Origin of the sequence: Mesorhizobium sp. IMUNJ 23033 (assembly GCF_044778005.1) — a bacterium.
Taxonomy (GTDB): domain Bacteria; phylum Pseudomonadota; class Alphaproteobacteria; order Rhizobiales; family Rhizobiaceae; genus Mesorhizobium; species Mesorhizobium amorphae_A.
In genome coordinates, this window is the sequence record NZ_JBJACT010000001.1 from 144,084 (window position 1) to 162,762 (window position 18,679).

At 63.6% G+C, this 18,679-nt stretch carries 17 protein-coding genes; 15 read left to right on the top strand and 2 right to left on the bottom strand.

Annotation, left to right across the window (positions count from 1 at the left end; translation table 11 throughout):
* Positions 1-131 precede the first annotated feature (131 nt).
* The 7 genes from ACFX5Q_RS00780 to ACFX5Q_RS00810 all read left to right on the top strand — a co-directional run bounded on the left by ACFX5Q_RS00780 (position 132) and on the right by ACFX5Q_RS00810 (position 7,797).
* Positions 132-1,163, top strand: a complete 1,032-nt coding sequence (locus ACFX5Q_RS00780) for a LacI family DNA-binding transcriptional regulator (protein ID WP_404274621.1) — start codon at positions 132-134, stop codon at positions 1,161-1,163.
* 312 nt (positions 1,164-1,475) lie between these two features.
* Positions 1,476-2,417 (top strand): sugar ABC transporter substrate-binding protein, encoded by a 942-nt coding sequence (locus ACFX5Q_RS00785; protein ID WP_192178316.1) that lies wholly within the window; start codon positions 1,476-1,478, stop codon positions 2,415-2,417.
* Between the two features lie 169 nt (positions 2,418-2,586).
* Positions 2,587-3,657 (top strand): ABC transporter permease, encoded by a 1,071-nt coding sequence (locus ACFX5Q_RS00790; RefSeq protein WP_404274623.1) that lies wholly within the window; start codon positions 2,587-2,589, stop codon positions 3,655-3,657.
* A 2-nt stretch (positions 3,658-3,659) separates the two neighbouring features.
* Positions 3,660-4,430, top strand: coding sequence for an ATP-binding cassette domain-containing protein (locus ACFX5Q_RS00795; RefSeq protein WP_192178314.1), 771 nt, complete (start codon positions 3,660-3,662; stop codon positions 4,428-4,430).
* A 111-nt stretch (positions 4,431-4,541) separates the two neighbouring features.
* Complete coding sequence (iolG, locus tag ACFX5Q_RS00800) at positions 4,542-5,534, top strand: inositol 2-dehydrogenase (protein WP_404274624.1); 993 nt, start codon at positions 4,542-4,544, stop codon at positions 5,532-5,534.
* 176 nt (positions 5,535-5,710) lie between these two features.
* The gene (locus ACFX5Q_RS00805) at positions 5,711-6,505 is read left to right on the top strand and encodes an SDR family oxidoreductase (protein ID WP_404274625.1); all 795 of its coding nucleotides are present in this window, start codon (positions 5,711-5,713) and stop codon (positions 6,503-6,505) included.
* Positions 6,506-6,705: 200 nt separating this feature from the next.
* Positions 6,706-7,797, top strand: coding sequence for a 3-deoxy-7-phosphoheptulonate synthase (locus tag ACFX5Q_RS00810; RefSeq protein WP_404274626.1), 1,092 nt, complete (start codon positions 6,706-6,708; stop codon positions 7,795-7,797).
* 40 nt (positions 7,798-7,837) lie between these two features.
* Here ACFX5Q_RS00810 and ACFX5Q_RS00815 read toward each other — a convergent pair whose 3' ends face one another.
* The gene (locus ACFX5Q_RS00815) at positions 7,838-8,947 is read right to left on the bottom strand and encodes a Gfo/Idh/MocA family protein (RefSeq protein ID WP_404274627.1); all 1,110 of its coding nucleotides are present in this window, start codon (positions 8,945-8,947) and stop codon (positions 7,838-7,840) included.
* Between the two features lie 156 nt (positions 8,948-9,103).
* Here ACFX5Q_RS00815 and ACFX5Q_RS00820 point away from each other — a divergent pair, with 156 nt between their 5' ends.
* Positions 9,104-9,949 (top strand): MurR/RpiR family transcriptional regulator, encoded by an 846-nt coding sequence (locus tag ACFX5Q_RS00820; protein WP_192178309.1) that lies wholly within the window; start codon positions 9,104-9,106, stop codon positions 9,947-9,949.
* 59 nt (positions 9,950-10,008) lie between these two features.
* On the opposite strand, the gene ACFX5Q_RS00825 is transcribed toward ACFX5Q_RS00820, so the two are convergent.
* A complete protein-coding gene (locus tag ACFX5Q_RS00825; RefSeq protein ID WP_404274629.1) occupies positions 10,009-10,917 on the bottom strand; it encodes an AraC family transcriptional regulator N-terminal domain-containing protein in 909 nt (302 codons plus the stop codon).
* Positions 10,918-11,039: 122 nt separating this feature from the next.
* Between ACFX5Q_RS00825 and ACFX5Q_RS00830 the strand changes: the two genes are divergently transcribed.
* From ACFX5Q_RS00830 to ACFX5Q_RS00860, 7 genes are all read left to right on the top strand, one after another.
* Positions 11,040-11,768 carry an SDR family oxidoreductase gene (locus ACFX5Q_RS00830; RefSeq protein ID WP_404274630.1) on the top strand — a complete coding sequence of 243 codons (729 nt, stop codon included), beginning with the start codon at positions 11,040-11,042 and terminating at the stop codon, positions 11,766-11,768.
* 174 nt (positions 11,769-11,942) lie between these two features.
* Entirely contained in the window at positions 11,943-13,877 is a 1,935-nt protein-coding gene (gene iolC, locus ACFX5Q_RS00835; protein ID WP_404274632.1) for a 5-dehydro-2-deoxygluconokinase, read from the top strand.
* A gap of 26 nt (positions 13,878-13,903) precedes the next feature.
* On the top strand, positions 13,904-15,748 hold the full coding sequence (gene iolD / locus ACFX5Q_RS00840; protein WP_404274634.1) for a 3D-(3,5/4)-trihydroxycyclohexane-1,2-dione acylhydrolase (decyclizing): 1,845 nt from the start codon (positions 13,904-13,906) through the stop codon (positions 15,746-15,748).
* Positions 15,749-15,807: 59 nt separating this feature from the next.
* Positions 15,808-16,725, top strand: coding sequence for a myo-inosose-2 dehydratase (gene iolE, locus ACFX5Q_RS00845; RefSeq protein ID WP_404274635.1), 918 nt, complete (start codon positions 15,808-15,810; stop codon positions 16,723-16,725).
* Between the two features lie 64 nt (positions 16,726-16,789).
* A complete protein-coding gene (locus ACFX5Q_RS00850; protein ID WP_192178304.1) occupies positions 16,790-17,008 on the top strand; it encodes a DUF3329 domain-containing protein in 219 nt (72 codons plus the stop codon).
* A gap of 5 nt (positions 17,009-17,013) precedes the next feature.
* On the top strand, positions 17,014-17,826 hold the full coding sequence (gene iolB, locus ACFX5Q_RS00855) for a 5-deoxy-glucuronate isomerase (RefSeq protein ID WP_404274637.1): 813 nt from the start codon (positions 17,014-17,016) through the stop codon (positions 17,824-17,826).
* A gap of 137 nt (positions 17,827-17,963) precedes the next feature.
* Positions 17,964-18,671: a DUF1045 domain-containing protein gene (locus ACFX5Q_RS00860; protein ID WP_404274639.1), complete on the top strand. Its 708-nt coding sequence runs from the start codon at positions 17,964-17,966 to the stop codon at positions 18,669-18,671.
* Positions 18,672-18,679 lie beyond the last annotated feature (8 nt).

An 18,679-nucleotide genomic window follows, 5' to 3' on the forward strand; every position in this document is an offset into this window, starting at 1 on the left:
GCCAAGGGTACGATCGCAGGCGTCGAAATTCAAAATAGCGCCACTGGATGATAGGATCAATCTCACAAAGATAGTTTCTATCATTTCCCATCAGGATGATGTAAAAGGGTTCGACACATCAGAGGGCAGTCATGGCAAAACGGCCGACCATCACCGATCTGGCGCGCATCTCCGGCGTCAGCGTTGCCACCGTCGACCGGGTGTTGAACAACCGCCTGCCGGTGCGCGAGGAAACAGCGCGCCGTGTCTATGAGGCTGCGACCGGCATCGGCTATCACGCCGCCGGGCTGATCAAGCAGCGCATGCGCCAGGAACTGCCGGAATACCGCCTCGGCTTTCTGCTCCTGAGGGGCAATGATGTTTTCTACAGCGATTTCGCGCGGGAGCTCGAACTGGCGGTGTCGCAATCGCAGCGCTTCCGTGGCGTCGCAACCATCGACTTTGCCAGTTCGCTGGCCCCTGACGAGATCGCCGCCCAGATGCGCAAGCTGGCGGCGAAATCCAGGGCCGTCGCCGTTGTCGGCCCGGACCATCCGACGTTGACGGCGGCCGTCGAGGCGCTGAAGACGAGGGGGCAGCCGGTCTTCTCTCTGCTGTCCGACTTTGCCGCCGGCATCCGCGAGGGCTATGTCGGCCTCGACAACCGCAAGGTCGGTCGCAGCGCGGCCTGGATGATCGCCAAGGCGGCGAGGAAGCCTGGCAAGGTCGCCCTTTTCGTCGGCAGCCATCGCTTCCATGGCCATGAGCTGCGCGAGATCGGCTTCAGGTCATTCTTCCGCGAGCATGCGCCGGAATTCACGGTGATGGAGACGCTGGTCAACCTGGAAGCCAACCAGGTGACCCATGATGCGATGATCGATCTTCTGGCGCGCTATCCAGATCTTGCCGGCTGCTACGTCGCCGGCGGCGGCATGGAAGGCGCGGTCTCGGCGCTCAGGGCGGCGAGGCCTGAAAACATGCCGGTGGTCGTCTGCAACGAGATCAATGCCGAATCGCGCGCGGCGCTAGCCGACAACATCCTCACCATGGTGATTTCCACGCCGCTGCCGGCGCTCTGCCGCGAGCTTGTCGGCCTGATGGCGCATGCCATCGAAACCGGCGCCGCCAATGCGCCGGGCCAGACCTTCCTGCCCTTCGACATTTACCTGCCGGAAAACATCTAGGCCATCGAGCCATTCGGAATGATGGGATCCATCACCCTGATAGAAAATTGCAAGGCCCTGCCGCGAAAATCCGGCATCGGTTTTTAGGAATCGCTCTTGACGGCCTCCCCCAAAATGGAATAAATATTTCACTGACTAGGCATTTTGGTCCTTTCGTTCCGGAACATCTGTTTCAAACAGAGGGCTTGGCGTTCCAATCGCTGGCAAAACGCCATCCGGAGCAGGGGAGCAGGCGGGAGAGATTCCTCGGGAGATCGGGGATTCCGGGCGAGATCGGTGCAGCCGGACACCAATGTGTGGAGGAGAAATACAATGAAGAAACTGATTTTGGGCGTCGCCTTTGCGGCGCTGATGAGTTCGTCGGCATTCGCGGCCAAGGTCGGCGTGTCGATGGCCAAGTTCGACGACAACTTCCTGACCGTGCTGCGCAACGGCATGATCGAGCAGGCCAAGGGCATGGACGGTGTCGAGCTGCAGGTCGAGGACGCGCAGAACGACGTCGCCAAGCAGCTTGACCAGATCAAGAACTTCGTCGCCTCTGGCGTCGACGCCATCATCGTCAACCCGGTCGACACCTCGGCCACCCAGGCGATGTCGGATGCGGCGGCCGCGGCCAAGGTCCCGCTGGTCTATGTCAACCGCGAGCCGGTCAACGTCGACACGCTGCCGGAGAACCAGGCCTTCGTCGCCTCGAACGAGGCCGATTCCGGCACGCTCGAGACCAAGGAAGTCTGCCGCCTGTTCACCGAAGCCGGCAAGAAGGAAGCCAATGTCTATGTGATCATGGGCGAGCTTTCCAATCAGGCCGCGGTAATGCGCACCAAGGACATTGACGACGTGATCGCCACGCCGGAATGCAGCTTCATCAAGATCATCGACAAGCAGACGTCGAACTGGAACCGCGATGAGGCCCAGAACCTGATGACCAACTGGCTGTCGACCGGCAAGCCGTTCGACGGTGTCATCGCCAACAACGACGAAAGCGCCATCGGCGCCATCCAGGCGATGAAGGCCGCCAACATCGACATGAAGACGGTCGTCGTCGGCGGCGTCGACGCCACCCAGGACGCGCTGGCTGCGATGCAGGCGGGCGACCTTGACGCGACCGTGTTCCAGGACGCGGCCGGCCAGGGTGCCGGTGCCCTCGACGCGGCGCTGAAGCTGGCCAAGGGCGAGAAAGTCGAACGGAAGGTCTATATCCCCTTCCAGCTCGTCACGCCGGCCAACATCGACAAGTTCCTGAAGAAGAACTGAGCCAGGCGCTTCGCCAGAGCAATTCCAGGAAAAGTGTGAAACGGTTTTCCGTCCGGAATTGCGACTAAAGAGTAGAGCGGCGCATCCAATCCAGAAAAACAGCGCCGCTCCTCACTTTCCTCCCGCCCCAGCGGGCGGGAGGATGAATGCGGCCGACGGAGGAAAAAACGTGGCACAGACATCTCATGGCATCGGTGGGCTCACCTATGATGCAAAAAAACGGGCATGGCCTGCCGAGTTCAACGTTTTCCTGGCGCTCGTCATCCTCGTCGGCGCTTTCGAACTGATTGGCCGGGTCTTTCTCGGCGACAGTTTCCTGTTCAACACCCGCGACAATGTCGATGCGATCTTCAACCAGCAGCGCCTCGAAATCATCATCCTGCAGGTGTCGATCGTCGGTATCATCGCCATCGGTGTGACGCAGGTGATCATCACCGGCGGCATCGACCTGTCCTCGGGCTCGGTCGTCGGCGCCACGGCGATGATTGCGATGAGCTTCGCCCAGGTGGCGACGGTCAATGGCAACCCGAACCCCAAGGCGATGTTCGTCGGCTGGTCCGACCTGCCGGTGATCGTTCCGGTGCTGGTCGCCATTGGCTGCGGCCTGCTGGCCGGCCTGGTCAATGGTGCCTTGATCGCCTACACGCGCATCCCGCCCTTCATCGCCACGCTCGGCATGATGGTCACGGCGCGCGGCATCGCCAAATGGTGGTCGAAGGGACAGCCGATCTCGTTTCCGACCGAGAGTTTCGCTGGCATAGGCAAGGGCCTGATGCCGGTCGTGATCTTCATCTCGCTGGCGATACTGTTCCAGCTGATCCTGACCTACACCAAATACGGCAAGCACTGTTATGCGATCGGCTCCAATGAGGACGCCGCGCGCATGTCGGGCATCAAGATCGCCAACCACAAGATTCTCGTCTACGTCATCGCCAGCATCCTCGCCTCGCTCGCCGCCGTGGTGCTGTGCTCCAAGAACCTCACCGCCCAGTCCGGCATGGGCGTCATGTATGAACTCGACGCCATCGCCATGGCGGTCATCGGCGGCGTCTCGCTGTCGGGCGGCCGCGGCTCGATCATCGGCACGGTGATCGGCTCGCTGATCTTCGGTGTCATCATCTCCGGCTTCACCTTTCTGCGCCTCGACGCCTACTACCAGGAGATGGTCAAGGGCGTGATCATCGTCGGCGCGGTGGTTCTCGATCAATGGCGCCAGCGTCGCCGCGCGATAGGAGCTTGACCATGTCGGACATCATTCTGAAGACCGAAAACCTGACCAAGCGCTATGGCGGCGTGCATGCGCTCGAAGGCGCCAACTTCGAGCTGCGCAAGGGCGAGCATGTCGCCATCATGGGCGACAACGGCGCCGGCAAATCGACCTTCGTGCGCCAGATCACCGGCGTCGAGCAGCGCACCGACGGCAAGGTCTGGTTCGACGGCAAGGAAGTGAACTTCGCCGGCCCGATCGAAGCGCGCGAGGCGGGCATCGAAACGGTGTTCCAGAACCTGGCGCTGGCCGACGATCTTGACGTGCCGTCGAACCTGTTCCTCGGCCGCGAAAAGGTGCTGTTCAACCTCGGCCCCTTCTCGATCCTCGACCGCAAGTATATGCGCAAGGCGACCGAGGCCGCACTGGTCCGCACGGCGGTGAAGATCCCCAATTTGTCCAGCACCATCCGCCACATGTCGGGCGGTCAGCGGCAATGCGTGGCGATCGCCAGGACCGCGACCTTCGCCTCCAAGCTGATCATCATGGACGAGCCGACGGCCGCCCTTGGCGTGCAGGAGACGGCGCAGGTCGAAAACATCATCCGCACGCTGAAGGCAAACGGCGAGCCGCTGATCCTGATCAGCCACAACATGCGCCAGGTGTTCGATCTCGTCGACCGCATCGTCGTCTTCCGGCGCGGCAAGATCGTCGCCAACCTTCGCAAGCAGGACACCGACGGCAACGACATCGTCGCCTACATCACCGGCAGCAAGACCGGGGAGGCGGAACTTGCGGCAGCCTAGTATTGTTTGCGGCGGGCGGTAGCCTCTAGCGGCCCGCTGCAATCCAAAAATCATCCGCGCCCCGATGGGCGCGGAAATTCGTTCGAACCCATCCCCCAAAGGAAATACCAGATGACACTTCGCTTCGCTCTTCTCGGTGCCGGTCGTATCGGCAAAGTCCACGCCCGTGCCGTCGGCTCCAACCCCGAGGCAAAACTGGTTGCCGTTGCGGACGCCTTCGAGAAAGCGGCGACGGAACTGGCATCGGCTTACGGCGCCGAGGTACGCACGATCGGGGCGATCGAGAAGGCCAAGGACATCGACGCCGTCATCATCTGCACGCCGACCGACACCCATGCCGACCTGATCGAGCGCTTTGCCAAGGCCGGCAAGGCGATCTTCTGCGAGAAGCCGATCGACCTCAATGTGAAGCGGGTCGAAAAGTGCCTGGCCGTGGTCGACAAGGCCAAGGCCACGCTCATGGTCGGCTTCAACCGCCGCTTCGATCCGCATTTCGCCGCCGTGCGCAAGGCGATCGACGACGGCGCCATCGGCACGGTCGAGATGGTCACCATCACGTCGCGCGATCCCGGCGCGCCGCCGCTCGACTATATCGCCCGTTCGGGCGGCATCTTCCGCGACATGACCATCCACGATTTCGACATGGCCCGCTTCCTGCTCGGCGAGGAGCCGGTGGCGGTCAGCGCCCATGCCTCGGTGCTGGTCGACAAGAAGATCGGCGAGGCTGGCGATTTCGACAGTGTCAGCGTCATCCTCGAAACCGCCTCCGGCAAGCAGGCCGTCATCTCCAACTCGCGCCGCGCCACCTATGGCTACGACCAGCGCATCGAGGTGCACGGCTCGAAAGGCATGGTCGCGGCCGAGAACCAGCGGCCGGTGTCGATCGAACTGGCCAATGAGAAGGGCTACACCCGCCCGCCGCTGCACGACTTCTTCATGACCCGCTACCTCGACGCCTACGCCAACGAGATCGCGGCCTTCATCGCCGCGGCAACAAAGGGCAAGAAGGCGGCACCCAGCGGAGCGGATGGCCTCGTGGCACTGAAGCTCGCCGATGCGGCACTGAAATCAGCGAAGTCGGGCAAGACCGTCCGCCTCGACTAAGGTGTGTTGATATTCAGGTGAGGCCGGCCTGCAAACGGTAGCTTTCTGCGCTTCCGGTGCTCACGTACCCAAAAGTACGCTCCGCTCCGGTTCTCGGAAACCACCATTTTCGGCTCGGCCTGACCTGAATCTGAACACACCTTGGGCTATTTGGTATCGAACACAGGAGCAAAGCGATGAACGGTTCAGCCGGTCGCAATTCGGAAACGCGCGCCATCGTGACCGGCGGCGCGCAAGGCATTGGCTTCGCCGTCGCCGAGGCGCTGGCCGATGAAGGCTGCCGCGCTTTGGCGCTGATCGGCCGCTCGCAGGAGAAGGGCGACAAGGCGGTCGCCTCGCTCAAGAAGGCCGGGGTCGACGCCATCTTCATCAGCGCCGATGTCGCCAAGGTCGCCGACTGCAAGCGCGCCGTCGACACCGCGATCGCCCATTTCGGCACCGTCAACGCGCTGGTCAACGCCGCCGCCACCTCGGCACGCGGCTCGCTGGTCGAGACGAGCGAAGAGCTTTTCGACGCGATCTTCGCGACAAATGTGCGCGGCCCGTTCTTCCTGATGCAGGGCCTGGTGGCGCATCTGCTCGAACGCAAGGCACCCGGTTCCATCGTCAACGTGCTGTCGATGTCGGCGCATGCCGGCCAGTCGTTCCTGACGCCCTATTCGACCAGCAAGGGCGCGCTGATGACGCTGACCAAGAATGTCGCCAGCTCCTATCGGAAGAACCGCATACGCTGCAACGCCGTGCTGCCTGGATGGATGGACACCGAGGGCGAGGCGATCGTGCAGAAGAAGTGGCACGACGCGCCGGACGACTGGTTGGAAAAGGCCGAGGCTTCCCAGCCTATGGGCCAGCTGGTCAAGCCCGCGCAGCTTGCCCGGCTGATCACCTATATGCTGAGCCCGCAGGCCGGCGTCATGACCGGTTCGCTGGTCGACTACGACCAGAACATAGCCGGCGTGATCGGCGAGTAGTGACAAGCGCCTCAGCTTCGACTATATGAGCCGCATGATCCACCTGACCGCCACGTTCTGGTACTTTAGCTACGGCAGCTCGCTGGCGGCGGGAGGATTGCGCTCGATCTGAAGATTGCAGCATCAAAATCCGAACAGCCGCCAGACCTGGCGGCTTTTTTGTTTCAGCCGGCAGGTCTCCCAATCAGGAGCAGAAAGCCGTGTTGACCACCACAGACGATCTTCGGGTCACCGAAATCAAGGAACTGAGTACGCCGGAAGAGGTGATGCGGGAGATACCGCGCACGCTGACGGCGACGCGCGCCGTTGCCGCCTCGCGCAATGCGATCCATTCTATTTTGACCGGCACCGACGACCGGCTGTTGGTCGTCGTCGGCCCTTGTTCGATCCACGATCCGGTCGCCGCCATGGACTATGCCAGCCGTCTGGCAGCGCTGCGCGAGTCCCTGGCGGACCGGCTGGAGATCGTCATGCGCGTCTATTTCGAGAAGCCGCGCACGACGGTCGGCTGGAAGGGCCTGATCAACGATCCCGACCTCGACGGCAGCTTCAACATCGACAAGGGGCTGCGTATGGCCCGCAACGTGCTGTCGGCCGTCAACAATCTCGGCCTGCCGGCGGCGACCGAATTCCTCGACATGACCACGCCGCAATATATTGCCGACCTCGTCGCCTGGGGCGCTATCGGCGCGCGCACCACCGAGAGCCAGATCCATCGCGAACTCGCATCGGGTCTCTCCTGCCCGGTCGGCTTCAAGAACGGCACCGACGGCAATTTGCGCATCGCCGCCGAGGCGGTGAAATCCGCCGCCCAGCCGCATCATTTCATGGCAGTGACCAAGGGCGGGCGCAGCGCCATTGCGACGACCACCGGCAACGAGGACTGCCACGTCATCCTGCGCGGCGGCATTCAGCCCAACTATGATGCGGCGAGTGTCGCCGCCGCCTCTGCGGAACTCGGCCGCATTGGCATCGCACCCCGGTTGATGATCGATGTCAGCCACGCCAACAGCTCGAAGAAGCCGGAGAATCAGCCAAGGGTGGCGGCCGACGTGGCGGGCCAGGTTGCCGCGGGCGACGAGCGCATCATCGGCGTCATGATCGAGAGCAATCTCGTCGCCGGTCGCCAGGACGTCGTGCCCGGCAAGCCGCTCGTCTACGGCCAGAGCATCACCGATGGCTGCATCGACTGGACGACCACCGAGACGGTGCTGCACGGTCTTGCCGGCGCCGTCGAGTGGCGCCGCTCGGCGCGCCGCGCCATGCTGGATAGCCGCCAGGGCGCCGCCTGACGCTGTTGAAACAGCCGCGCCGGAACCGGCGCGGCTGCCGCTATCGCACGTCGATCCAGCGCTGTTCCTCGAACGAGCGCGCCATCGCATGCACGGTGCGCTCGATCTCCAGGCCTTCATCGAAGTCGATGATCCGTGCCGGCTTGCCGGCGAGCCGGGTCAGGAGTTCGCGGCATTCGATGATCTTGAGGTCGTTGAAGCCGAGGCCGTGGCCGGGCGCCGGCAGGAAGGCGTCGTAGGGCTTGTGGTGCGGCGCCACCAGAATGGTACGGTAGCCCTGCTCGGTCGGCCGGTCGGCGGTGAGGTAGAGTTGGAATTCGTTGAACCGCTCCTGATCGTAGAGGATCGAGCCTTTGGAGCCGAAGATCTGGATGGCGATGCGGCCCTTGCGGCCCCAGGCCGAACGGTTGACCAGCAGCGTGCCGGCGACGCCGTTTTCGAGATGCATCAGCACGCTGGCGATGTCATAGGTTTCGACCGCGCGGCGCCCGCCAGATGCCAGTTTGCGGTCGGCATAGGGCTTGGCCATGTCGCACATGACGCGGGCGACGCGGCCGAACAGCACGTTGACCAGGGACAGCGGATGCACGGCGAAATCGTCGAGCGCGCCATAGCCGGAAGCCGCTTCGTGCTTCCAGAAGAACAGCGCCTCGGGGTCGGCCATGAAATCCTCGTCCATCTCGATGCGCAGATGGTTGACCTCGCCGATCATCTTTTCCTCGAGCAGCTGTCCGATATGGCGGATGGCAGGGTTCTGGATGTAGTTGTAGCCAAGTGCGGCCACCTTGCCCGATTTCTTCGCCGCCGCGGCCATGGCTTGCGCCTCGGCGAAGCCCGGCGCCATCGGCTTTTCGCACCACAGATGCTTGCCGGCCTCGAGGATGGCGATGGCCATTTCCGGGTGGAACTGGTTGGGCGTGGTCAGCGAGACGACATCGACCTCCGGGTCGTTGACGACGGCGCGCCAGTCGCCGGAGCCTTTGGCGAAGCCGAATTCTGCGGCGCGGCGTTTGGCGAGATCCGCATCGACCTCGCCCAGATGCACCAGCCTTGGCTTGGCGACTTCGGGAAAGACGGTGCCGACCGCGCTCCAGGCAATCGCATGGCACTTGCCCATGAAGCCCGTACCGATAAGACCGACTCCGACCATCTCTGCAATCTCCACTGCGGGGCAAAATAGTGTGGATGAATTAATCCATTTTGCTCGCAAATGGAACGTGTGACTCATTTTTTGTGGCCTTCTTGCACAGTCTCGCTATGATGTGCACAGAGGGGGCGTCGACAGATGGGCTTGGGCGGAGCGACGATGGACGAACGGGTGCCCCGCGATTTCGAGACGCTGCGGGCGACGATCCTGGAGCGGCGCCAGAGCCTGCCCAAGCGTATCGCGCAGATCGCCGCCTATGCGCTCGACAATCCCGACGATATCGCCTTCGGCACTGCAGCCAGCATCGCCGCTTCCGCCGGCGTTCAGCCATCGACCCTGATCCGTTTTGCCCAGCAACTCGGCTTCGACGGCTTCACCAGCCTGCAGCAGGTGTTTCGCGAGCGCCTGCGCGAGCGCAATTCCTCCTATGACGAAAGGCTGGCAGCGCTGCGCGCCAAGGCCGAGGAGGGTGCCGGCCACCGGGCGATTTTCGACGGCTTCGTCGCCGCCGCCAGCACCTCGCTCAGCGACATTTCGCGCACGCTCAACGAACCGCATTTCGAAGAGGCGATCGCTCTGCTGGCCAAGGCCGAGACCATCTATGTGCTGGCCAAGCGCCGCTCCTATCCGGTCGCCTCCTACATCGCCTATGCGCTGGGCAAGCTGAAGATCCGCAACCAGCTGATCGAATCGGCCGCCGGCCTGAACGCCGAGATGGTCGGCTTTGCCACGCCGAACGACGCCGTCATCGCCATCAGTTTTTCGCCCTATGCTCCGGCGACCATCGAGGAGACGCGCGCTATCTCCGAGCAGGGCGTGCCAATCGTGGCCATAACCGACAGTTCGTTTTCGCCGCTCGCCCAGTTCGCCAAGGTCTGGTTCGAGGTCGCCGAGGCCGATTTCGCCGGCTTCCGCTCGCTGTCGGCAACAATGGCGCTGGCCATGGCGCTGACCGTCGCCGTCGGCGAAAAGCGGCGCGATACGGGCCGCAAGCGCAAAGTCTAGAGCAATTCCAGGAAAAGTGCTTAGCGGTTTTCCGTCCGGAATTGCGTAAAAACAAATACTTAAATGACCTCTACCGCCGCTTCGCCTCCTGCCACCAGGCGCGCTGCGTCGCGCGCAGGCGGCGACCCGAACTGACGGGCATATTCCCGGCTGAACTGGGAAGCACTCTCGTAGCCGACGGCGAAGGCGACCTGTGCCACGTTGCCTGGCTTGGCGACCAGCAGATGGCGGGCCTCCAGCAGCCGGATCTGTTTTTGATACTGGATCGGGCTCATGGCCGTCGCCGCCTTGAAGTGGCGGTAAAATGCAGCGCTGCTCATATGGGCAATTTCGGCCAGATCTGCGACCCGGATTGTCTGATGGCAATGCGTCCGGATCCAGGCGATCGCCTGGCCAATCCGGGCCAGATGGCCATCGGTGCGCGCAAGCTGGCGAAGCTTTCCGCCTTGCGGGCCTTGCAGCAGCCGAAACAAGATCTCGCGTTCGAGCATGGTCGCCAGCACGGGGATCTCGGCTGGCCGGTCAAGCAGCCGCATCATTCGACGCAACGCGTCGAGCAGCTCGTCATTGACGGGAGAGGTGGAGAAACTGTCGCCGCCAACCGCCGGCTCGTGCTCGACGAGGAGCGCGGCGACAGCCTGCAGGTCAAGGGTGAAGCCGATGGCCAGGTAGGGACGCGCGGCGCTCGCTTCGACGATCTGGCTGATGGTCGGCGTCTCGACAGTGTAGATGAAATAGCTGGCGGGATTGTAGCGAAGGGCCCGGTCGCCGATCAGAACCGTTTTCGCGCCCTGCAGCACGAACAAGATCCCCGATCCCCACACGCCCGGCAGCGGCGCAGAAGTGACTTCGCTGCGGCCGATCGAAACGCGGGGGATCGCCGTCGGTGTTCGACGCCCGCGCGCGTGGCGGCCGGCGATATCGATCAGCTCTCGTAGGGCCTCGCTCATTGCGTCAACATCGCGCATCCACACGCGCCGCGCAACCATTGTGAGAGGATTAGGCAAGAGCGGAAGAGGTTTCGGCGCGCGGCGTTTCCTGTGCCGCGCCATCTTGGGGGTCTTCGACATGGATAGATGGAGACCCCAAAATGACGACATCGAAAAGCGCTGTGGTGACCGGCGCCAACAAGGGCATCGGTCGCGAAATCGCCCGGCGGCTGGCGACGATGGGCTTCAAGGTCTGGCTCGGCGCCAGGGATGCCGAACGTGGCATGGCAACGGCGCAGGAATTGCGCGCGGAAGGCCTGGACGTTCGATGGCTCGAGCTGGACGTGACACGGGACGAAAGCGTAGCGGCTGCCGCCAAAACCGTCGGTGCGGAAAGCGCCTACCTTGACGTTCTGGTGAACAATGCCGGTGTCGCCATCAATTACGAGCTGCCGCCGAGCCAGCAGCATCTTGCCGATATCCGGGCCACCTATGACGTCAACGTCTTCGGACCGATCCGCGTGACACAGGCCTTCCTGCCGCTGCTGCTTGCAGCGCCCGCCGCCCGCATCGTCATGGTGAGCAGCTCCACGGGATCCATCGGCCGCGCGCTCGACTCCGGCACCCCGAACCATTCGGTCAACATGATGGGTTACGGCAGCTCCAAGACGGCCCTCAACGCCATCACCGTGGCCTTCGCCCGGGAACTCGCGCCGCAAGGCATCAAGGTCAATGCCGCGGCGCCCGGCTACACCGCCACCGACCTGAATGGGCATAGAGGCCACCGCACCGTGCAGCAGGCGGCTGAGATCGTCATACGCCTGGCGACCCTGGATGCCGATGGCCCGAATGCCGGGTTTTTCAACGACGATGGTCCGCTTCCCTGGTGAATGGAGCCAAACCTGCCTCGCACCGATTTGGCGGCACTTTCCAGCAAAGGAATGCTCATTCCATCTTGACTATGGATTGGAATTATTATTTCATATTGACGGCGCCACGCTGCCGCTCGCACGTGTACCCCAAAATGAAGTTGCTCAAGACAACAAGGCCGATGGGAGGTTCCAATGGGCGAAGCCGTGGAAGCGAGACAGACACCGCTCGACGTCATCACCATCGGCCGTGCGTCGGTCGATCTCTATGGCCAGCAGACCGGCTCGCGGCTGGAGGACATCACCTCCTTCGCCAAGTCGGTTGGCGGCTGCCCGGCCAATATCTCGGTCGGCACGGCCAGGCTCGGCCTGCGCTCGGCGCTGCTCACCCGCGTCGGCGACGAGCAGATGGGCCGTTTCATCCGCGAACAGCTCAGGCGTGAAGGCGTCTCGGTCGACGGCCTCAAGACCGACAGGGATAGGCTGACCGCGCTGGTGCTCCTGTCGGTTGAGGAGGAGGGCGTCTCGCCGATGATCTTCTATCGCTCCGACTGCGCCGACATGGCGCTGGCGGAGGAGGACATCGACGAGGCCTTTATCGCCTCGGCGCGCTCCGTCGTCGTCACCGGCACGCATTTTTCGCGGCCCAACAGCGACGCCGCCCAGCGCAAGGCGATCCGCATCATGAAAGCCAAGGGCGGCAAGGTGGTGTTCGACATCGACTACCGCCCCAACCTCTGGGGTCTCGCCGGCCATGCCGAAGGCTTTGAGCGCTATGTCAAATCCGACCGCGTCTCGGCGCAGTTGAAGACCGTGCTGCCCGATTGCGATCTCATCGTCGGCACCGAAGAAGAGATCATGATCGCGTCCGGCGCCGACGATTGCCTGAGCGCGCTGAAGACCATCCGCTCGCTGTCCAAGGCCACCATCGTGCTGAAGCGCGGCGCCATGGGCTGCATCGTCTATGACGGGCCGATCAGCGACGATCTCGAGGACGGCGTCGTCGGCAAGGGCTTCCCGATCGAGGTCTATAACGTGCTCGGCGCCGGCGATGCCTTCATGTCGGGCTTCCTGCGCGGCTGGCTCGGCGGCGAGAACCTTGCCACGGCGGCGACCTGGGCCAATGCCTGCGGCGCCTTCGCCGTGTCGCGCCTGCTCTGCGCGCCGGAATATCCGACCTTCGAGGAGCTGCAATTCTTCCTCAAGCACGGCAGCAAGCATCTGGCGCTGCGCAAGGACGAGGCGATCAACCACATCCATTGGGCGACGACCCGCCGGCGCGACATTCCTTCGCTGATGGCGCTGGCCTGCGACCACCGCGTCCAACTCGAGGATGTGGCGGCAAAGGTTGGCGCCGATGTCGCGCGCATCGAGGATTTCAAGGTGCTGACGGTCAAGGCGGCCGCCAAGGTTGCCGCTGGCCGCAGCGGCTACGGCATGCTGCTCGACGAGAAATTTGGCCGCGACGCCATGTTCGAGTTCGCCCGCCATCCCTTCGCCTGGCTCGGCCGTCCCGTCGAACTGCCGGGCTCGCGGCCGCTTCGCTTCGAATTCTCGCAGGACATCGGCTCGCAACTGGTCGAATGGCCGGTCGAGCACTGCATCAAGTGCCTGTGCTTCTACCATCCCGACGATCCCGAGGCGCTGAAGACGGAGCAGCAGCAGAAGCTCCGAGCGCTGTTCGAGGCCGCGCGGAAGGTAGGCCGAGAACTTCTCGTCGAGATCATCGCCGGCAAGCACGGCAAGCTCGACGACACGACGATCCCGCGCGCGCTGGAGGAACTCTATGCGCTCGGCATCAAGCCGGACTGGTGGAAGCTTGAACCGCAGGCTTCGGCAAATGCCTGGGCGAAGATCGAGGCGGTGATCGTCAGGAACGATCCATGGTGCCGCGGCGTCGTGCTGCTCGGGCTGGAAGCGCCGCAGGACGAGTTGGAGGCGGCCTTCGCCGCCACCGCTAAGGCGCCCATCGTCAAAGGCTTTGCCGTCGGTCGCACGATCTTCGTCAACGCCGCCGAACAATGGCTTGCCGGCAGGATGTCGGATGACGAAGCGGTGGCCGACATGGCATCGCGCTTCGAGCAATTGACCGAGGCATGGCTTGCCGCGCGCGGCCGCAAGGCCGCATAAGAAGACGGAAAGCCGGAGGAAACGACATGACCAAGACCGTTCGCCTGACGATGGCGCAGGCTGTGACCCGCTTTCTGTCCCGCCAGATGACCGAGATCGACGGCAAGAAGGTTCAGATCTTCGGCGGCGTCTGGGCGATCTTCGGCCACGGTAATGTCGCCGGCATCGGCGAGGCGCTTTATCAGGTGCGCGACGACCTGCCGACCTTCCGCGCCCACAATGAGCAGGCGATGGCGCATGCGGCGATCGCCTATGCCAAGGCCAATTTCCGCCGCCGCTTCATGGCGGCGACCTCTTCGATCGGCCCCGGCGCGCTCAACATGGTGACGGCGGCAGCACTTGCGCATGTAAACAGACTGCCCGTCCTGTTCTTGCCCGGCGATGTCTTCGCCAACCGCTTGCCGGATCCGGTGCTGCAGCAGGCCGAGGATTTTTCCGACGGCACGGCGACGGTCAACGACTGCTTCCGCGCCGTCTCGCGCTATTTCGACCGCATCACCCGTCCCGAGCAGATCATCCCGGCGCTCAACCGCGCCATGCAGGTGCTGACCGATCCGGCCGAATGCGGGCCGGTGACGCTGTCGCTCTGCCAGGACGTGCAGGCCGAGGCCTATGATTATCCTGAAAACTTCTTTGCCGAGCGCGTCTGGACGCCGCGCAGGGTGCGCCCCGATCGCCAGGAACTGGCGGCCGCGGTGGCAGCGCTCAAGGGCGCGAAAAAGCCGCTGGTGATCGCCGGCGGCGGCGTGCTCTATTCGCAGGCGTCCGGAGAATTGGCGAAGCTGGTGCAGGGCGCCGGCATTCCGGTCTGCGAGACGCAAGGCGGCAAATCCTCGCTGCCGGACGATCATCCGCTCAACATGGCCGCGGTCGGCGTTACCGGCACTTCGGCCGCCAACCGGCTGGCGGAAGAGGCCGACGTGGTGCTCGCCGTCGGCACCAGGCTGCAGGATTTCACCACCGGTTCCTGGGCGCTGTTCAAGAATTCCGGCCGGACCATCATCGGCCTGAACAGCCAGCCTTTCGATGCCGGCAAGCACTGGGCACTGCCGTTGGTCGCCGACGCAGCGGAAGGGCTCTCCGAACTCGCTGCCGCGCTGAAGGGCTGGAAGGCGCCTGCCGCCTGGACCGACAATGCGATCAAGGGCAAGACGGACTGGCAGGCCGATGCCGCCAAGGTGACGGCCTCGACCAATGCCGCCTATCCGTCCGACGCGCAGGTGATCGGCGCCGTGCAGCGCACGATGGGCGCCAGTGTGACCCTGCTGCATGCCGCCGGCGGTCTGCCCGGCGAGTTGCACAAGCTCTGGCAGGCCGGCGCGCCCGGCTCCTACCATGCCGAATATGGCTTCTCGACCATGGGCTACGAGATCGCCGGCGGGCTCGGCGTCAAGATGGCCAAGCCCGACGAGGAGGTCGTCGTAATGATCGGCGACGGCTCCTATCTGATGCTCAATTCCGAGATCGCGACCTCGGTCATGCTCGGCCTCAAGCTGGTAATCGTGCTGCTCGATAATAGAGGCTATGGCTGCATCAACCGGCTGCAGATGGCGACCGGCGGCGCCAACTTCAACAATCTCTTGAAGGACTCGCGCCACGAGATCCTGCCCGACATCGACTTCGCCGCGCATGCGGCAAGCCTCGGCGCCATCGCCGAGAAAGTGTCGTCGATCGCCGGGCTTGAAACCGCGCTAGAGCAGGCGAAGAAGAACGCCCGTACCACGGTTCTTGTCATCGACACCGACCCGCTGGTGTCGACCGATGCCGGCGGCCACTGGTGGGACGTCGCTGTGCCGGAAGTCTCGGCACGGCCGCAGGTGAACGCCGCGCGCAAGAAATACGAGGAAGCCTTGAGCGAGCGGCAGGCTTGAGCCCGCCGCTCATAAAAACCTGAGGTCGCCTTGCAACGATCTGACATTGGAGTGACGACTTGAGAGCCAAACTGGGCATGTCCCCCATCGCGTGGTGGAACGACGATCTTGCTGAACTCAGCGATGACGTGTCGCTGGAGGAGTGCCTGGCGCAGTCGCGCTCGGCCGGCTTCACCGGCATGGAGATGGGCCGCCGCTTCCCCAACGACCCCAAGGTGATGCTGCCGATCCTGAAGGAAGCCGACGTCACGCTGTGCGGCGGCTGGTTCTCCGGCACGCTGGTCGATGAGGAGATGGCGAGGAACAAGGATCGCATCCAGCCGATGATCGATCTGTTCAAGGCGGTGAACGCGCCTTGCATCGTCTATGGCGAGGTCGGCCGTTCCATCCAGGGCGACCGCTCGAAGCCACTCGCCACCAAGCCCAAACTTTCCGGCGACGAGATGAAGGCCTACGCCCGGCGGCTGACCGAATTCGGCGAATGGTGTGCCGAGAAAGGCATGCCGCTGTCCTATCATCACCACATGGCGGCGGTCGTCGAGACCGAGCCGGAACTCGACGCCTTCATGCGCCATTCCGGCGAAGGCATTCCGCTGCTGCTCGACGCGGGTCATTTGGCCTTTGCCGGCGGCGACGTGCTGCGCGCCATCGACAATCATCACAAGCGCGTCAACCATGTTCACGTCAAGGACGTACGCATGGGCGTGATCGACAGTCTCGACCGCACCAGGCAGTCCTTTCTCGACGCCGTGGCGCTCGGTGCCTTCACCGTGCCCGGCGACGGCTCGCTGGATTTCGGCGCTATCGTGCAGAGGCTGGCGGATCATGGCTATGAGGGCTGGTTCGTTGTCGAGGCCGAGCAGGATCCAAAGAAGAATCCGCCGCTCAAAATGGCCCAGGTCGGCTACAAGGAGCTGATGCGGGTGATGACGGCTTCGGGGTACACGGTCGAGACGCAAGGCTTCCCCAACGCATGAACGCTGGATTTGCCGTGACCGGCGGCCTATCCGAGGTCCGGTTGGTGAAATCCGGATTGGCCCGATGAAAGATAATGAGCACCCGTTCTTCCGGCCGCTGTGGCGGCGCGTTGCCATCGTCGCGGTCTGCCTGATCTGGTCGGCAATCGAGTTCGCCTCCGGCACGCCATTCTGGGGCGTGATCGCGCTCGGCTTCGCTGGCTACGCCGTCTGGCAGTTCTTCTACCTCTACAAGCCAGCCGAAGAGGGCAAGGCACCGACCGAGCCCGAACCGAAGGAGTAACCCAGATGTCGAAGCTGCTCGTCAAAGCCAACAAGGGCCATGGCCGCGTCGCCCATGTGACGCCGAAAAATGCCGGCTGGACCTATGTCGGTTTCGATCTGCATCGGCTGAAGCCCGGTGAAAGCGCGTCCGGTGAAACCACAGATCGCGAAGTCTGCCTGGTCTTCGTCACCGGCAAGGGCAAGGCAAGCGTCGGTGGCAAGGATCTTGGCCTGCTCGGCCAGCGCATGTCGCCCTTCGACGGCAAGCCGTGGTCGGTCTACATGCCCGAGGGGTCGGACTGGTCGGTCACCGCCGACACCGATCTCGAGCTTGCCGTCTGCTCGGCGCCGGGGCTTGGCGGCGGCCTGCCGGTTCGCGTCATCGCGCCCGACGATCTTGGCCAGGAAACCCGCGGCAAGGGCACCAACACGCGTTACGTCACCAACATCCTGCCGGAAGGCAAGCCGGCCGATTCGCTGCTGGTGGTCGAGGTCATCACGCCGGGTGGTCACACCTCGAGCTATCCGCCGCACAAGCACGACCAGGACAATCTGCCGGCGGAGTCTTATCTCGAGGAGACCTACTATCACCGCCTCAACCCACCGCAGGGCTTTGCCTTCCAGCGCGTTTACACCGATCCCGACACAGACGGCGCGCGTGCGCTGGACGAGGCGATGGCGATCGAGGATGGCGATGTCGTGCTGGTGCCCAAGGGCTATCACCCTTGCGCAGCTTGCCATGGCTACGACCTCTATTATCTCAATGTCATGGCCGGGCCGAAGCGCACCTGGAAATTCCACAACGCGCCCGAGCACGAATGGCTGATGAAGGCGTGATCCAGAATTTGTTGGTCCAGCACGGAAAAATCGTCGGCTAAGGACCCCGCTGGGTCGATTTGCCATCGAAAACTCTTCAAAGCTTCGTCAATCCGTCATGGAAATCACCTATGGCAGCGGGCTGACGAGGTTTTCTCATGCGCTACGCCATTTACTTCACTCCCAGGCAGGACGAGCCGCTGGCGCGGATCGCCGCCAACTGGCTTGGCCGCGATCCGTTCGGCGCCGCGACCCGGCCGGTCGAGGCCGTCGGTGAATTGTCGGCGGCGGAAGTCGCCTTCCATACGGCGTCGGCGCGGCGCTACGGCTTCCATGCGACACTGAAGGCGCCCTTCCAGCTGGCGCCGAACGAGACGGAAGCCTCGCTGCGCGCGGCACTCGACAGCTTCGCCGAAGCGACCATGCCGGTCACCATTCCACGCCTCGTCGTCGGCCAGATCGACGGCTTTTTCGCGCTCGTGCCGGAAGCGCCGCTGCCGGCGCTCAACCGTTTTGCGGATGACGTTGTGCTCGGCTTCGACCGCTTCCGCGCGCCGCTGACCGAGGCTGAGATCGAACGCCGCAGCCCCGATTCGCTGAAGCCGGCCGAATTCCGCAACCTCTGCCAGTGGGGCTACCCTTACGTCTTCGAGACCTTTCGCTTCCACATGACGCTGTCCGGCCGCGCCGCGTCACAGGAAAGCCCTCGTCTGCGCGCAGCAATAGACAGCCTGTTCGCGGAGGTGCTGCTGCGGCCGGTGCCCGTCGATGCGCTTACGCTGTTTGTCGAAACCGAACCGGGCGCGCCGTTCATGGTGCTTTCCCATCACGCGCTCGGGCGTCGCCCGGCCAGAAAAACTGCCTGAGATCAAGG

What these genes read in the sequence shown, in the direction of transcription:
- ACFX5Q_RS00780 (WP_404274621.1), top strand. Translation starts at nt 132, where the DNA reads ATGGCAAAACGGCCGACCATCACCGATCTGGCGCGCATCTCCGGCGTC.
- ACFX5Q_RS00785 (WP_192178316.1), top strand. Translation starts at nt 1,476, where the DNA reads ATGAAGAAACTGATTTTGGGCGTCGCCTTTGCGGCGCTGATGAGTTCG.
- ACFX5Q_RS00795 (WP_192178314.1), top strand. Translation starts at nt 3,660, where the DNA reads ATGTCGGACATCATTCTGAAGACCGAAAACCTGACCAAGCGCTATGGC.
- iolG (WP_404274624.1), top strand. Translation starts at nt 4,542, where the DNA reads ATGACACTTCGCTTCGCTCTTCTCGGTGCCGGTCGTATCGGCAAAGTC.
- ACFX5Q_RS00805 (WP_404274625.1), top strand. Translation starts at nt 5,711, where the DNA reads ATGAACGGTTCAGCCGGTCGCAATTCGGAAACGCGCGCCATCGTGACC.
- ACFX5Q_RS00815 (WP_404274627.1), bottom strand. Translation starts at nt 8,947, where the DNA reads ATGGTCGGAGTCGGTCTTATCGGTACGGGCTTCATGGGCAAGTGCCAT.
- ACFX5Q_RS00820 (WP_192178309.1), top strand. Translation starts at nt 9,104, where the DNA reads ATGGACGAACGGGTGCCCCGCGATTTCGAGACGCTGCGGGCGACGATC.
- ACFX5Q_RS00825 (WP_404274629.1), bottom strand. Translation starts at nt 10,917, where the DNA reads ATGCGCGATGTTGACGCAATGAGCGAGGCCCTACGAGAGCTGATCGAT.
- ACFX5Q_RS00830 (WP_404274630.1), top strand. Translation starts at nt 11,040, where the DNA reads ATGACGACATCGAAAAGCGCTGTGGTGACCGGCGCCAACAAGGGCATC.
- iolC (WP_404274632.1), top strand. Translation starts at nt 11,943, where the DNA reads ATGGGCGAAGCCGTGGAAGCGAGACAGACACCGCTCGACGTCATCACC.
- iolD (WP_404274634.1), top strand. Translation starts at nt 13,904, where the DNA reads ATGACCAAGACCGTTCGCCTGACGATGGCGCAGGCTGTGACCCGCTTT.
- ACFX5Q_RS00850 (WP_192178304.1), top strand. Translation starts at nt 16,790, where the DNA reads ATGAAAGATAATGAGCACCCGTTCTTCCGGCCGCTGTGGCGGCGCGTT.
- iolB (WP_404274637.1), top strand. Translation starts at nt 17,014, where the DNA reads ATGTCGAAGCTGCTCGTCAAAGCCAACAAGGGCCATGGCCGCGTCGCC.
- ACFX5Q_RS00860 (WP_404274639.1), top strand. Translation starts at nt 17,964, where the DNA reads ATGCGCTACGCCATTTACTTCACTCCCAGGCAGGACGAGCCGCTGGCG.